Below are 15,385 nucleotides of genomic sequence, written 5' to 3'. Positions count from 1 at the left end.
CATGAGCATAAACGCCCGCCGTCAACCCCGGTCGGTCTAACTGCCCGGGGTTTTTTCTTTTGAGGCGCCGCTTTTCACAGGCTTCAATGCCCTTCGATTGACCGTCTTTTTCAAATAAATCATTGACCTGGCGGCCCCGGCGCTAAAAACTCGACGGCTATGGCAATCAAAGATTTGAAGAAAAAATGGCAGGAATTCAACTGGCGCGAGACCAATTGGCGGGAAATCGGCAAAACCCTGCCGGCACGGGCGGCCGCTGTGGGCCGGTCGCCGCTCTGGCAGCGTCGCGCGGCCTGGGCGGTGGGCAGCTTGGTGGTGTTGTGGGTGGTGGCCTATGCGGCCGTGCCGCCCATCCTCAAATCGCAGCTGGAGAAGATCGCCTCTGAAAAGCTGGGCCGGCAGGTCACTGTGGGCGAGGTCGACTTCAAGCCCTGGTCGCTCGAACTGACTCTTCGCGACCTGGCCGTCGCCCGTGCCGGCCCTGTGGGTGGCGCTTCGGCAGCTTCTCCCCAGGCAACGCCCCAGTTTTCCGTCAAGCGCCTATATATAGATGCAGAGCTGGAGTCCCTGCTTCGCCTCGCCCCAGTGGCCGACGCTGTTCAGGTGGACGAACCCATCGCGTTTCTTACCCATCAAGGTGAGGGTCGTTACGACATCGACGACATCCTGGAGCGCTTCAAAACACCCGCAGATGCCCCTGCCGGCGACCCGCCGAAGTTCGCGGTCTACAACATCGTCGTCAGCGGCGGGCGCATGGACTTCACCGACCAGTCCGTCGGCAAGACCCATGAACTGCGGGAGCTGGGCCTGTCGGTGCCTTTCCTGAGCAACCTCAAATCGCAGCGTGAGGTCAAAACCTCGCCGCACCTGGCCTTCAAGCTCAATGGCAGCAGCTTTGACACCGCTGCCGAAGGCACGCCCTTTGCCCAGACCCACAAAACCGACGCCACCTTCACGCTGCGCGGTTTTGACCTGAACCCTTACCTGGCCTACTGGCCGGCGAGCCTGCCCGTCAGGCTGCAAAGCGCGGTGCTGCATGCCGACGCCAAAGTCGCGTTTGAGCAGACACCCGCCACGGTGGTGCGAATTTCCGGAACCGTGACGGCGGAAAAGGTTCGTGTGCTGGCTGCGCAAACGGTCGGGCAGTCGCCGGCTGTGGCGCCGGCGCGGGCTGCAAAACCCGGTGCATCCGGCAAGCGCGCTGCAGACGGCGAAGCCCAGCCACCGGCCCGCGCCGACTTGCTGGCCTTTGAGCGCCTGCAGATCACGATGGACGACGTGCGCCCGCTGGAGCAGTTCGTCAAACTGTCTGCGGTGGAGCTCACGGCCCCCACGTTGTCCCTCGCCCGGGACCGGGCAGGGCGGCTGAATCTGCTGTCGCCTGCGCCGGATGCTATTAAAAAAGGAGCTGGTGGCGCACAGCCAGAAAGGGCTACAGGCCAAAACTCTTCCGATATTCAAGCCCAGGCACCTGCCGGTGCGGCTTCGGCTGGCGCCCCGGCGTCTGCACCTTCAACTAAAACCACGCCTTCGTCCGCCCCCTGGAAAGTGCAGATCGCCCGCGTGGCGGTGCGTGCCGGCCATGTGAACTGGCTGGACGAATCACTGGCCTCACCCGCTGACATCCGCCTGGCTGGGCTGACGCTCGATGCCTCCGGCATCGCCATGCCTTTTGCGGCTAACGCGCCCCTGCGGTTCAATGGTTCGCTGGGACTGGAGCCAGCAGCCATAGCGCCGGCACCCGCGCCGGCAAAAACCGGCGCCAAACAACCGGCCAAAACATCGGCCTCATCTGCGGCATCCACTGCGCAAGCGATTGCAACACCGGCGCTGCTCACCTTTAGCGGCACAGCCACCGACCAGGCCGCCCAGGCTACGGCCACCGTGGCCGCCTGGCCCTTGGGCATGGCCGCCAAATACGTCGGCCAGTTCCTGCTGCCGGCGCTGAACGGGCAACTGGACGCCCAGCTCGGCGTGAACTGGCAGGCGCCCAGCGGTGACAAGCCGCAGCAATTGCAGGTCACCGCCCCGCAACTGGCTGTCAGCGACATCCTGCTGGCGCAGGGCAAGGTGTCGCTGGTGTCCGTCAAGCGTGTCGAACTCGCGCAGGTTGACATCGACGTGACAGGCCAGTCCTTCAAGGCCGCCAAAATGCAGCTGGACCAGCCCAAAGCCAAAGTCGACCGCGACACCGACAAGCGCTGGATGTACCAGCGCTGGATGGCGAGCCCGGGCACCGCAACGCCGGCGCCGCCCCCTACCGACGCGGCAACACGCGCGGCGGCGCCTTCATGGGCCGTGGCCATTGCCGATGTGCAGCTGGACGGCGGCGCCATGTCGTTTTCCGACCAGTCGGGTAGCAAGCCGGTGGCGTTTGAAGTGACCGCCGCCAAAGCCCAGCTGGGCGGACTGGTGCTGGACGACAGGCCGGACGCCAAAGCGCAAGCCGCCAAACCCATGCCGCTGACCGCCTCCCTGCGCCTGGCCACCGGCCGGTTTGAACCCGGCAAGGTCGACTTCAACGGCAATCTCGGCTTGAGTCCGGTGCAGGCGCAGGGCCGGCTGGTGGTCGACAGGCTGCCGGTGCAGGCCTTCGAGCCCTACCTTGCCGATGTACTCAACATCGAACTGCTGCGCGCAGATGCCAGCTTCAAGGGGCGTGTGGCTTACCGGCAGACACCGGCCGGCCCGCAGGCGCAGGTGGCCGGTGATGTGTCGCTGGAGGAATTCAGGGCCAACACGCTGGCGCCCAGCGAAGACCTGCTGGCGTGGAAGGCCCTGAACCTGCGCGGCCTGAATGTGGCGCTGGACCCGGCCAAAGCCACCCGGGTGGACGTGCGGGAAACCGTGCTCACCGACTTCTTTGCGCGCGTGATCATCCTGCCCGATGGCCGCATCAATTTGCAGAACCTGGTGAAGCCCGGCAAAGACGCCGTGGCCGCTGGTGCGGAAGGCGGAACGGCCACCCTGGCCCTTTCGCCATCATCGGCGTCATCTTCACCGCAAGCTTCATCTGCTACTGAAACGATAGCTGCTGGCGCACAGCCATTGCCGTCTGGCGGCCAAAAAGGCTCAAAATTCGTGTCAACAGCGCCGGTCAGCCCGACGGCCCCCGCCGCGGCGGCTGGCGGCTCCCCGCCGCCCATCGTTAACTTCGGACCGATCAGCCTGATCAACGGCAAGGTGTTGTTCTCCGACCGTTTCGTCAAGCCCAACTACTCGGCCGACCTGAGCGACCTGACCGGCAAGCTCAGTGCTTTTTCATCGGTGGCGCCCACCGTGCCGGGTACCACGGCCACCGTGCCCAACATGGCCGACCTCGAGCTGCGCGGGCGCGCCGAAGGCACGGCTTCGCTGGAAATCCTCGGCAAGCTCAACCCGCTGGCCAAGCCGCTGGCGCTCGACATCAAGGGCAAGGTGCGCGACCTCGAACTGCCGCCGCTGTCGCCATATTCGGTCAAGTACTCGGGCTATGGCATCAACCGCGGCAAGCTCAGTGTGGACGTGGGCTATGTGGTGCAACCCGACGGGCGGCTCACCGCCACCAACAAGGTCATCCTGAACCAGCTCAGTTTTGGCGACAAGGTGGAGGGTTCCACCGCCAGCCTGCCGGTCAAGCTGGCGGTGGCGCTGCTGGCCGACCGCAACGGCGTGATCGACATCGACCTGCCCATCAGCGGTTCGCTCAATGACCCGCAGTTCAGCCTCGGGCCCATCATCGTCAAGGTCATCCTCAACGTGATCGTGAAAGCCATCACCGCGCCTTTCAGCCTGCTGGCGAATGCGCTGGGCGGCGGCGGGGAAGAACTCAGCACCGTGGGCTTTGCCGCCGGCAGCGCCGAGCTGGGCCCGGAAGCCAAAGCCGGCCTCGACAAGGTAGCCAAAGCGCTGGTTGACCGGCCATCGCTGCGGCTCACCGTGGTGGGCACCAGCAGTGTCGACGCCGAGCGCGACGGTTTCAAACGCGAGCGGCTCGACGCCCTGGTGCGCGCTGAAAAGCGCCGCGCCACGGCCAAAGAGGGCGGCACCGCCACAGCGGCGGTGAGCATCAGCCCGGCCGAATACTCGGCCTTGCTCAAGGAAGTCTATAAACGCGCCGACATGCCCAAGCCCCGCAACCTGGTCGGCCTGGCCAAAGACCTGCCCGTGCCCGAAATGGAAAAGCTGCTGCTGGCCGACATTAAAGTGAACGACGATGCCATGCGCGAACTCGCCGTGCAGCGCGGCGTGGCGGTGAAAGACTACCTGGCTTCGCGCGATTTACCGCCTGAAAGGCTCTTTCTGGGGGCAGCCAAAGCCGTGCCGCCGGAGGCCAAATGGACACCGCGCGCGGAGCTGAATTTGGCGATGCCGTAAAAACAGCGAAAATAGCGTCAGTGCTTTATTGATAAAGCTTTTATGGGCTTCAGGGCTCACGCGCGCAACAGGGGTTGCGCGGCGCGGCCCCCCATCCACTCCAACACCTGCCGTCACCCTGCAAAGCCCTCCATTCCCGAGGGCACCTTGTGCTTGGCGGCACCTTTTTTTTTGACCTTGCGTTCCCATGTTTAAATCTTCCAAACCTGAAACCCCCGCCGTGAAAACGCCCACCACCAAGCAGGCTGAAGCCCATCCGCTGGACGGCCTGACCGGCGGCGCTTTCTCCGCGCCCACATCCGGTGAACGCACGGCGCGCATCCGCACCTGGCTGGCCACCGAGCCCACCGCCGAGCAGATGGCCGAGGTCTACAAGGATCTGGCCAACCGCGACAAGGGCGCCGCCAAACCGCTGAAAGAAAAGCTCGACGAACTCAAGCGCAGCAAGGGCCAGGAAGCCGTGGCCGCCGAATGGGCCGAAAAAGCCCAGGCGCTGCTGGCCGTGCCCAAGCTCAACCTGGCCGACGCCCTGGCCTGGCAGCGTGACGCCGCCAAGGCCGGTGCGCCGCTGTCCAAAGAACCGCTGGCCGGTTTGAAAGTGCAGCTCGCCGACCGCGTCAAGACGATTGAAGACCTGCAGCACCGCACCCAGGTGCAGCGCGAAGCCGCCGTGCTGCTGGCCCAGCGCACCGAAGTGCTGTCGCTCAAGCCCTGGCGTGATGCCGAAGCTGCCCTCGAATCCCTGCGCGGTGACGTCACGCACTGGCAGTCGCAGGCCGATGACATCACGCATGACGCCAACTGGGCCAGCGTGGACGCCAAATTCCCGCCGCTGCTCGACGCATCTCGCGCGCAGTTACTGGCCGTGTGGGAGGCCTTTCAAGGTGCGCTCGCGCAGGCCCAGAAGGCTGCTGTAGACACGGCAGCGCCGCTGCCCGCCGTGCCGGTGTGGGCCGACGAGCTGCGCGCCGCGCGTGGCCTGCCCCCTGCAGCGGGTGAGCAGCCTGCACGTGCACCCAAAGCCAAAATCGATCCGGCCGTGCTCAAAGACATGCGCGAAAAATCTTCCGCCATCGTGCAGGAAGCCCTGAAGCGGCTTGAGCATGAAGTCGGTGAAGGCCATGGCAAGTCCACCCCCAAGGTAGCGGCCGACCTGCGCCATGCGCTCAAGGAACATATCCGCAACATCGACAGCAAGCTCGAAGCCGCCGCGCACGCCGCATTGACGGCCGCCGGCGAACTCGAAGGCTGGCAGCGCTGGCGCGCCGACCAGATCCGCGAGGAGCTCGTCGTGAAAGCAGAAGCCCTGGTGGCCAAGCCGCTGGGCGGGCGCAAGCAGCAGGAAGCCCTGCGCGCCATGCGCGAACAGTGGAAGACCAGTGACCAGGGCGGCACACCCAACCACGCGCTGTGGAAGCGTTTTGACGACGCTTGCAACGAAGCACACAAGGTTGTTGAAGCCTGGCTCGAGAAGGTGAAAGAACAAAGCGAAACCGTCAAGGCCGAACGCAAGCTGCTGATTGATGAAGTGCTGGCATGGGCCGAAGCCAACAAGGACAATACCGACTGGAAGCACCACATTCGCAGCCTGAACGGCTTTGTTGAAAAATGGCGTGAGGCCGGTCATCTGGGTGAAAAGGCGTTTGCCGAAATCCAGCCGCAGTGGAAAGCCGCGATGGATGCCGCAGACGCTCCGCTGACCGCTGCGCGCCACGACAGCATTGCACGCCGCAAGGCCATGATTGAAGAAGCCAATGTGCTGGGCGCCGAGCCGATGCTGCGCATCGATGCCGTCAAGTCGCTGCAACAGCGCTGGCAGCATGAAGCGCAGGCCGTGCCGATCGAGCGCAAGCAAGAGCAGAAGATGTGGGACGCTTTCCGCAAACCCATCGACGACGCCTTCCAGCGCAAGACCGCCGAACGCGAAAAAGCCGCCGCGGCGCTGGGCGAATACGACCGCATGGTGCTGGACGCCTCCAAGGCCGTTGAAGCCGCCACCGCCAGTGGCGACGTGCAGAAAATCCACGCGGCCGCCAAGGCGCTGGAAGCCATCGTGCGCGGGCAAGTGCCTGTGCCCGCACCGGCGTCAGCACCTGTTGCCGCACCGGCAGCGCCGTCGGTTGAAGCTGCACTGGCTGACACCAACGCTACCCCCGTTGCAAAGGAAAATGAGGCTGCAGCCCAAGCAGAACCTGCGCAGGCAGCTACAGAAAACGTAGCAGATGCGCCCGCTGCCACGGAAGCTGCCGCAGAAGCAGCGGCCACCGAATTTGCCGAAGCAGGTGAGCCGGCCAGCCCGCCCGCCGAGCCGCCACCCGCACCCAAGCCTGCGCCCAAACCGGTGGTGGCGCGGCGCGGCGACGACCGCCCGGGCATGAAGAAGCCCGAGCCGGCAGCCGCAGGGCGCGGCGGAAAGTTTGGCGACCGCAAGGACTCGCGCCCGGGCAGCAAGCCCGGCGGCCCGCGCCAAAGCACTGACAACAAGTTTGAGCCTTACCGTGAAGGCCGTGACGACCGTGGCTCGCGCGGTAATGATCGGGGAGACCGTGGGGACCGCAACGCACGCCCCGCCTTCGAAGAGCGCGGCCCACGCCTGGGCGATGCCGCTTTCCGTGCCCAGCGCGAAGCCTTTGAGGCCGCCAACCAGGCGCTCAAGAAACTCGCGATGCAGGCGCACGGTGAAGTGCTGACGCACTTGCTCACCGCTTGGGAAAAGCGCGACCCCGCGCAACTGCCGAGCGCGCAGGACCTCGGCAAAGCCGTGGCGCCGGCCGTGCGCAACCGCTGGGTGCAGGCCGTCAGCACACCGTCGGGCAAAGACGCATCCGAAGCGCTGCTGCGCCTGGAAATCGCCGCCGAGCTGCCCACGCCTGCCGAGCACATCAGTGCGCGCCGCATGCTGCAGCTGCAGCTGCTGACCAAACGCAATGCGCCCGCGCCGGCTGAAACCTGGGGTGAAGACACCGCCCAGGTGCTGGCCGCCGACTTTGACGCCGGCAACGCCAGGCGTGTGCAGAACGTGCTGAAGGCATTGCTCAAACGATGACCACAGCCGCCGCTGTGGCGTTGCCGCAAGACCGGCAACAGACGCTGGGCGAGGAAATCGCCAACAGCGTGAGCCACGGTCTCGCGCTGCTCGCTGCGCTGGTGTCGGCGCCTTTCCTGGTCATCGCCAGTGCGCGCGACGGTGATGCGCTCGATGTGGCGGCGGTCTGCGTTTTTGCCGCCACCATGGTGGTGCTGTATTTCACCTCGATGCTGTACCACGCCTTGCCCGCCATCCGGGCGATGCGTGCCAAGCGGGTGTTCCAGGTCCTGGACCATGGCGCCATCTACCTGCTGATTGCCGGCACCTACACGCCGTTCACGCTCGGCGTGTTGCGCGGGCCCTGGGGCTGGACGCTGTTCGGCCTGGTCTGGGCCATGGCGCTGGCTGGTGTGGCGGTCAAGGCCTTCGCGGGCGTGCGCTGGCCACGGCTGTCCACCATCCTCTACCTCGCCATGGGATGGATCGCCGTGATCGCCATCAAGCCGATGCTGGAGCTCATTCCGGGCTGGGGACTTTTCTGGCTGGTGGCCGGTGGGCTTTTTTACACGCTCGGTGTCGGCTTCTTCGCCACCGATTCACGGCTGCGCTACGGCCACTTTGTGTGGCATCTGTTTGTCGCGGCCGGTACCGCTTGCCATTTTGTGGCGGTGCTGTATTACGCCGGCTGAAATTTCCAGCCTGTAGCTGCTATTGAATACATAGCTGCTTGCGCCCGCCAGTACTGGGCTGGAAGCCGATCTGCTTTGTAAGTCCGCGGCGCAGTGCCGCTCCGGCGCTCAGGAAGCCGCTTCAATCAGGTGGGCAATCCCGTCAAAGCCCAGCCGCCGCGCGTGCTGCAGGGCGTTGAGCCCTTCCTGATCCACCAGCGCCGGGTTGGCCCCGGCTGCCAGCAGGCGCTGAACCACGGCGGTGTGGCCTTGCATGACGGCCAGGATCAGCGGCGTGCGGCCTGCCGTATCGGCTGCGTTGACGGGGGCTCCTTGCTGGAGCAGGCGTTCCAGCAGCTCCAGGCGTCCTGCACGGGCAGCGTCCTGCAGAGCCCCGGCCAGACGGTTGGGCCCGGCACCCGTTTCTGCACGCGGTGCGCGGTATTGCAGGGCGCCTTCCTGTTTTTGCAGTGGCGTTACGGCGCGTGCTGCAGGCGCGGCAGGCGCAGCTGCGGCAGCAGCAGCGGGCGCGGGTGCCTGACGCGCAGCCGGCGCCGCGGCTAACATGTCGGCCTGCGATGGTGTTGCCGACGGAGATCCGCTCCCTATGCCCGCCATGTGCGGCGCCTGCCCGGGCCAAGGCTGCGCATTTTCCTGGATGGGGGCGACAGGTGCAGGAGCGGGCATGGCAGCGGGCGCTGGAATGGCAAACGGCGCAGTTGAGGGCGCTGTGGTGTCCATTGGCGCCCTGGTTTCTTTTTTCCGCGTGGCTGGCTCATTCGCTGCGGGTGAGGCCACTGCTTTGTCCTGCGCCGAAGATGCCGGCGATTTCAACGCCGGCTTGGCAGTTTCGGCAGACCGCTTCCGGGCATCGGGTTCCGGTGCAGGCGTTTGCGGCGCTACAGGATCGGGAGTCGCGGCCATCGGTGGCGAAACCGGTGGTGCTGTTCCTGTTGCTGCCGAAGGCGCAGCTGCCGGCGACGACTGCGCCGCAGGACTGGGCTGGCCAAACGCCAGTTCTTTTTCCTCGTCGGTGCCGCGGTCAAATTGCAGCACCAGCAACCCGGTCAGGCCGGCCAGCGCAAAGCCCGCCAGCGCGGAGATTTTCCAGCGCGACTGGTTGGCTGCCGGGCGCTGCGCTGCATCGGTGTTGGCGACAGCTTGCGACGCACCGGCCTGCTTGCCGGCTTCGATCACCATCTGCGCGTGGGCGCGCACGGCGTCACGCACATGCGCGCCGGGGCGGCGTGTGTCGTCTGCGCTGGCCTCCCGGTAGCGCTGCAACAGCTCGTCGCCGTGCTGGCTGTGATCAGGCTCTGTCATGCAAACTCCTGTAGCTGCTGGCGCAGGCTGTTGCGGGCATAGCGCAGTCGGCTCTTGGCGGTTTCAAAGCTGACGCCGGTCGCGGTGGCGATGTCTTCCACGCTCATGCCGGCTTCGGCTTGCAGCAGGAAGGCTTCGCGCTGTTCGTGGGGCAAGCGTTCGACCGCGGCAATCAGCGCGGCTGCCTGCTCGCGCGACTGCAGCTGCCGCACCGGGCCGAAGCCCGAGTCGGCCGCCAGCGTATCGCCAAGGCCCAGGCCTTCCTCATCGTCGCCGCGTCCATCGATGCTGACGTGCTGCTTTGCCGTGCGGAAGTAATCGACCATCCGGTTGTGCGCCATGGTGAACAGCCACGTTTTGAACTTCGCCGTCACCGTATAGGTGGCGGCGCTGCGCGCCACGGCAAACCAGACATCCTGCAGCAGGTCGTCGGCCACCGCCTGCACCCGCACGCTGCGAAACACATAGCGCCACACCCCCAGTTCATGCCGCGCATACAGCACGTCAAAAGCCGACATGTCACCGGCCGCATAACGCAGCATCAGCGATTCGTCGCTGTCTTCGGCTGCATGGTCGGTCGGCGTGGCGCTGGGCATGTACCAGATTATCACGGCGCAACGCGCGATCTTTCTCACGACAACAGACCACCGCGCAGGGGCTCTCCAGACCAGCAGGGGCCGCGGAACCGGCTTTGCCGGGCCGCAGGCGCAGCGCCCCCTCGGGGGGCAGAGAGTTACACGAAGTGAACGACCGTGGGGGCTCAATACCTTGGAGGGTCAGGTACATAAGACGGGTTTCCTGACTGCGGGAACGGATCCGGGATGGGGTTGCGCGCCACGGGTTCGCGGATCACGCCGCTGGCGATCAGGTTCTCGCGGCTGTCGTAGCGGATGCGGATGACCTCGTTGGGCTGTGTTTGCAGGCGCGCGAAGGTGGTCTGTGACACCAGTGAGTTTTCCCGTGCGCCGTGGCCCGTGCCGAGCCTGGCGGCAGGCAGGGGTGTAGACGGCAGCCTTCTGACCCGGTCTTCGGACAAGGCAGAAGCTTCCACGCCACCGCTGGCGCGGTCGGCCAGCGCGGATTTTCCGGCGGTGGATGATTCCGCCAAAGGTGCCGGTGAGGCTGATGAAGGCGAGGGGGCGTTTCGCAGGCCCAGCGATGCGTCGGCCTCGCGCTCCTTACGGCTGGAATAGGCGGGCGCCTGGGCGACCGGCTCGGGAGCTTGCTCCCTGAAGAGCGCCACACCGATCACGCCGACGTTGCCGGGCCTGCCGGTGCGGCCGGCGTACGAATCCCCGAGTGCGGAAAATTCAAATGCGGCGATCTCGCTGCTGCTTTTGCGCCAGCCGGTGACCTGGTACTGCTGCCAGGGCGAAAACACATAACCGGTCTGGTCCCAGGCGGCGGTTTCGCCGCTCAGCACGTTCACGCCGTCGACGGCGGTCACGGCCAGCACCCGTTCACCGAGCTTGTTGCGCACGGCGATGGCGTATTTGGCGCCGTATTGGCCGGCCACCCAGTATTCGCCGCGGTGGTGGTACAGCGGCAGCGTGGCGCCGGTGTTGCGGTCAATCACGGTCACGTCGGCCAGCCGGCCGATGGCCTGCGCGGGCAGGGCGGCCATGGTGAGGATGGCCAGCAGGATGGAAGAGGCAAGAAGGGGGGGTTTCACGTGAGCTCCAGAAAGTGGTGGAGCCCATTGAAACGAAGGGGCGGGGAAAATGGGGTTAAGCCGGCCTGAAAAGAGGCAAACCGGGCCGGCCTGTTGCTATGTATTTGATAGCTGCTTGCGCCCGTTCAGATTGGGTTAAGGGGCGATTTTCCTCTCGAAAATTGTCAGCGTGGCGCCGGAAAGCCGCTGTAGGCTCATTTCGGCATAAAAAACTTGTCGAACAGCACGGTCAGGGGCGCGAAGTCCTGTGTGAAGCGTGTGCGGTTCACAAAATAGGCTTCGCACGCCACGGCAAAAAATTCGGCCGGTGACCGGGCCCCATAGCTGTCCAGCCATGGCGGCTCGGCGCCGAAACGTGTGGCCATGGCGACTTTTTCGCAGAACCCGTCGTAAGCCGGCTGCATGACCGCATGCCACGAGGTGAGGGCACTGCGCGTGGGCAAGGGCGGGCAGCCGTCGGCGGCGCCATCGCGCATGTCGATCTTGTGGATGAATTCGTGAATTACCACGTTGTGGCCGTGCTCGGCCGAGTCGCCCGCGCCGGCCACGTCCTGCCAGCTCAGTGTGACGGGGCCGCCCTGCATGGCTTCGCCCAGCAGCTCTTCGCTGTAGTGGTGCACCACGCCGGCCTGGTCGGTGACCTGGCGGCGCGCCAGCATGGCGCCGGGGTGAACCACGATGCCCTTGAAGTCGTCGTACCAGCGCAGGCCCAGGTGCAACACCGGCAGGCAGGCTTGTGCGGCAATCGCGACCGCCATTTCATCGGTGACCTTCAGGCCGTGCGCACCGGTAAATTCCTTTTGCTTGAGGAATTTTTCTGTCAGGGTGTTCAGCTGTTGAAGCTCCGCAACCGGCCGCCGGCCCAGGAAAGGAAACCGCAGCAGGGTGTCTACCCACAGGGTTTCGGGGATGGTTTTTTCAGGGGCCTTGGCGCCGCCAAGTGTTCGTAACCAGTTCAGCATAAGGTGGAGGTGGTGGTTAAACGAAATGAAACAAGGGTCAGCACAGCGTAATCCGTTGCAGCCCGCCGGCCGTCAGGCGCAGCACTTCCGCGCGCGGCACCGGGGCGCCCAGGTCCCAGTCGCTGAGCACCACGCGCGACAGGCCGCCGCCCAGGTCATGCACGGCGGGCTTGTGCGTGTGGCCATGAATCAGCGTGCGGGAATTGGCCGCTTGCAGCCATTGGCGAGCGGCCTGGGTGTCGACGTCGGCATATTGTGCGCCGGACTGCTTGCGCGCTTCGCTTTGCTCGCGCAGCCCGCGCGCAATCGCCTGGCGTTCGGCCAGCGGCCTGGCCAGGAAGGTGCGCTGCCATTCGGGGCTGCGGACCTGGCTGCGAAAGTTCATGTAGTCGACATCGTCCAGGCATAAGGCGTCACCATGCGACAGCAACCAGCGCCGCCCGGTGCCGGCGGGAAAGACCAGCACGGTCGGGTCTGTCAGCAGGGTGGCGTTGCACAGGTCCATCAGGGCCTGGCCCACCAGAAAGTCACGGTTGCCGTGCATGAAAAACAGGGCCAGCCGGCCGGCAGCATTGCCCATGGCCTGCACGCAGCGCGCGTCAAAGCCGGCGGCAGGGTCCAGCAGGTCGCCTTCCACGGCGTCATCACCGACCCAGACCTCAAACAGGTCGCCCAGGATGAAGACCGCGTCTGCGGGCGTGGTTTCAAGGTAGTGCTGCCAGGCCGCAAACGTAGCCGGCTCCGAGGCCTGCAAATGCAGGTCGGAAATGAAATCGACCGTGCGCCACACGGGCGGGGCCGGCAGCTCCGCCATGGGGGGCACGGCCTGGGGGTTGTTCACCGGCTGGATTTCGGCAAGCGCGGCCCGAAAGGGCACTCAGGCCACTGCTACGGCTTTTTGGATGATCACGTCTTCCATCGGAACGTCGTCATGGAAGCCCTTGCGGCCGGTCTTGACGGCCTTGATCTTGTCGACGACGTCGGTGCCGGCCACTACCTTGCCGAACACGGCATAACCCCAGCCCGATGCGTTCGGTGCGGTGTGGTTCAGGAAGCCGTTGTCGGCCACGTTGATGAAGAACTGCGAGCTGGCCGAGTGCGGTGCATTGGTACGCGCCATGGCCACGGTGTAGTTGTTGTTCTTCAGGCCGTTGTTGGCTTCGTTCTCGATTTCGCCGTCGGTAGGCTTTTGTTTCATGCCCGGCTCAAAGCCGCCGCCCTGCACCATGAAGCCCGGGATGACGCGGTGAAACACCGTGTTGGCGTAATGGCCCTTGTTGACGTAGTTCAGGAAGTTGGCAACGGTCTTGGGTGCCTTGGCGGCGTCGAGCTCCAGCGTGATGACGCCGTATTCGGCAATGTGGAGGTCTACTTTGGGATTGCTCATGATGGTGTCCTGTAGGGCTGTGTCAATTAATTGACGAGGGTTGCTGATTTGATGAGGACGGGTGTCTTGGGAACGTCCGTCGGGAAGGGGCCGCCGGCGCCGGTGGGCACGGTCTTGATCTTGTTCACGACGTCCATGCCGCTGACCACCTTGCCGAACACGGTGTAGCCAAAGAGCTGGGGTGCGTTGACGAGCTGGGCTCGCGGGGTGTTTTCATAGACGCGGCCCTGGTATTCAAACTTCGGAACCGGGTCTCCGGGGGGAATCACCGTGGGGTTCAGGAAGTCGTTGTCCTTCACGTTGATGAAGAACTGCGACGACGCGGAATTGGGGTCGTTGGTGCGCGCCATGGCCAGCGTGCCGACCACGTTTTTGGGGCCGCCCTTGGCGAGCGCCTCGCGGCCTTCATGGGGCACCGGCGGGCGCGKTTTCTTTTCGGCGTAGGTGGCGTCGTAGCCGCCGCCCTGCACCATGAAGTTGGGGATCACGCGGTGGAAAATCGTGCCGTCATAGTGTTTGTCCTTGACGTATTGCAGGAAATTTTCAACGGTCTTGGGCGCCTTGTCGGGATAGACCTCGACCACGAAGTCACCTTCGCTGGTGACGAACTTGACTTTGGGTGCGCTTTGCGCGAGCGCCGGGCCGGCCAGAAGGGCCAGACTCGCCGCGGCTACCGTTGCGAATGCGGCGCGGCGCAAGGGAGAAAACACCGCGAGTGCGGCAAGCGTCCTGTGAACTGCCATCAAATGGTTCCTTCGAAAAATATCTTCCACTGGCTACCCTGGCGGATCCAGTACTGGCGTTTGGTGCGGCCGGTTTTGGCGCCCTTGATCAGTTCGCCAAAGGTTACCACCATCGTATCGGTGCTGTCGGTCCAGCGCAGGTAAGACACGTCCTTGAGCAGGATGTCGCGCCCACCGAGTTGCTTGAGCTCACTTTGCAGCAGCGGCGTCCATTCAGCCAGCGTCTTGCCGTAACTTGTGAAATCGGGTGTGTACCAGCTTGTAAGTTTGGCCATGTCGCCGCTGGACTTGGCGTGGTGCCAGCTTTGCAGTGCGGTTTCGAACGACCGGGTGTCGGCCGCCAGCGATTGCGGCGCCACCCATTTGAGGCTGTGGGCAATCACGACGGGCGTGCTGCGCACTTCGACTGTGCGGATGATGCGCTCCAGGTCGGGGTTGGCCAGCACGACGCATCCGTCGGTGGACAGCGGTGCCCGGGAAAACTGCGTCGGTGGCGTGCCGTGCAGCCAGATGCCGCCGCCGGTCTTGCCGCGTTTGACGTCGAGCTGGTTGGGGTAGTTGATGGGCAACGCGCCCGAGCCGTAAAAGTCGCGCAGCGATTTGGGGTTCAGGTTGCTGGTGATGTAGTAGACGCCGACCGGCGTGCGCAGGTCACCTTCGACGGATTTTTCAATGCCGGATTTGCCGACCGAGATGTAGTAGTCCGCCACGAGTTTGAGACCCGCGCTGGTGTTTTCAAACAGGTAAAGGCGTGACCTGGACGCATCGACGGCAATGGCGTGTTTGTTACGCGATGACAGCACCAGGAATTGCGACGGCACCAGGCCGGGGGCGGGCCGCTCGCGCAGCGCGCGCAGGCGCAGCAGCGACTCCTGCCGCAACTCGGCCAGCAGGGCTGCCGCAGTCTTGGCAGCGGCATCCGGAACGTCGCCTGGCGTGCGCACAGGGCGTGTAAAGCCGGCCAGCAAGTCGCCGTAAACCAGTTGGGCCAGCTGGAAGTTGGGGTGGTCCTTCACGAGGCCTTCGGCCTTGCGCAGGGCTTCGCGCGAATTCGCCTGGCCGATCAGTTTGTAGATTTCAATCAGCCGGGCTTCCGCTTCGCCGCCGCGCGCCTCATGCGGGGCGGAGGCTTTTGCCGGGGCGGGCCGCTTGGTTGTGTGCGCGCGGGTTTCAGCCCGCGCAGGCGAAAAGGCCAGCACCAGGCACGGTGCGATGAAGAGAAGCGTTGCGGCCGCTTTTTTCATGC

Annotated in this window: 11 protein-coding genes; 3 read left to right on the top strand and 8 right to left on the bottom strand. The window is 64.9% G+C overall.

Features of this window, described 5'->3' with window-relative positions; genetic code table 11:
* Positions 1 to 159: 159 nt before the first annotated feature.
* The 3 genes from AC1D1J_RS04995 to trhA all read left to right on the top strand — a co-directional run bounded on the left by AC1D1J_RS04995 (position 160) and on the right by trhA (position 8,073).
* Entirely contained in the window at positions 160 to 4,356 is a 4,197-nt protein-coding gene (locus AC1D1J_RS04995) for a DUF748 domain-containing protein (protein WP_477694028.1), read from the top strand.
* A 187-nt stretch (positions 4,357 to 4,543) separates the two neighbouring features.
* On the top strand, positions 4,544 to 7,402 hold the full coding sequence (locus AC1D1J_RS04990; RefSeq protein ID WP_477685331.1) for a DUF349 domain-containing protein: 2,859 nt from the start codon (positions 4,544 to 4,546) through the stop codon (positions 7,400 to 7,402).
* A complete protein-coding gene (gene trhA, locus AC1D1J_RS04985; RefSeq protein WP_477685332.1) occupies positions 7,399 to 8,073 on the top strand; it encodes a PAQR family membrane homeostasis protein TrhA in 675 nt (224 codons plus the stop codon). The genes AC1D1J_RS04990 and trhA overlap by 4 nt, the downstream gene beginning before the upstream one ends.
* Before the next feature lie 108 nt (positions 8,074 to 8,181).
* Here trhA and AC1D1J_RS04980 read toward each other — a convergent pair whose 3' ends face one another.
* The 8 genes from AC1D1J_RS04980 to AC1D1J_RS04945 form a co-directional block, all read right to left on the bottom strand.
* A complete protein-coding gene (locus AC1D1J_RS04980; RefSeq protein ID WP_477694027.1) occupies positions 8,182 to 9,375 on the bottom strand; it encodes an ankyrin repeat domain-containing protein in 1,194 nt (397 codons plus the stop codon).
* Positions 9,372 to 9,971, bottom strand: a complete 600-nt coding sequence (locus tag AC1D1J_RS04975; RefSeq protein ID WP_477694026.1) for a sigma-70 family RNA polymerase sigma factor — start codon at positions 9,969 to 9,971, stop codon at positions 9,372 to 9,374. The genes AC1D1J_RS04980 and AC1D1J_RS04975 overlap by 4 nt, the downstream gene beginning before the upstream one ends.
* Before the next feature lie 164 nt (positions 9,972 to 10,135).
* Entirely contained in the window at positions 10,136 to 11,047 is a 912-nt protein-coding gene (locus AC1D1J_RS04970; RefSeq protein WP_477694025.1) for a hypothetical protein, read from the bottom strand.
* 194 nt (positions 11,048 to 11,241) lie between these two features.
* Positions 11,242 to 12,009, bottom strand: coding sequence for a M90 family metallopeptidase (locus AC1D1J_RS04965; protein WP_477685335.1), 768 nt, complete (start codon positions 12,007 to 12,009; stop codon positions 11,242 to 11,244).
* A gap of 37 nt (positions 12,010 to 12,046) precedes the next feature.
* Positions 12,047 to 12,823: a UDP-2,3-diacylglucosamine diphosphatase gene (locus tag AC1D1J_RS04960; protein ID WP_477694470.1), complete on the bottom strand. Its 777-nt coding sequence runs from the start codon at positions 12,821 to 12,823 to the stop codon at positions 12,047 to 12,049.
* A 63-nt stretch (positions 12,824 to 12,886) separates the two neighbouring features.
* Entirely contained in the window at positions 12,887 to 13,396 is a 510-nt protein-coding gene (locus AC1D1J_RS04955; RefSeq protein ID WP_457280264.1) for a peptidylprolyl isomerase, read from the bottom strand.
* A 26-nt stretch (positions 13,397 to 13,422) separates the two neighbouring features.
* Positions 13,423 to 14,139, bottom strand: a complete 717-nt coding sequence (locus AC1D1J_RS04950; protein WP_477694024.1) for a peptidylprolyl isomerase — start codon at positions 14,137 to 14,139, stop codon at positions 13,423 to 13,425.
* Positions 14,139 to 15,383 carry a L,D-transpeptidase family protein gene (locus AC1D1J_RS04945; RefSeq protein ID WP_477694023.1) on the bottom strand — a complete coding sequence of 415 codons (1,245 nt, stop codon included), beginning with the start codon at positions 15,381 to 15,383 and terminating at the stop codon, positions 14,139 to 14,141. Before AC1D1J_RS04945 ends, AC1D1J_RS04950 begins: the two co-directional genes overlap by 1 nt.
* Positions 15,384 to 15,385: the final 2 nt, after the last annotated feature.

The sequence above is a fragment of the Polaromonas sp. P1_F8 genome (assembly GCF_056405635.1).
The sequence above is the reverse complement of the archived record's forward strand: the minus strand, read 5'-3'. Positions and strand labels throughout refer to the sequence as shown.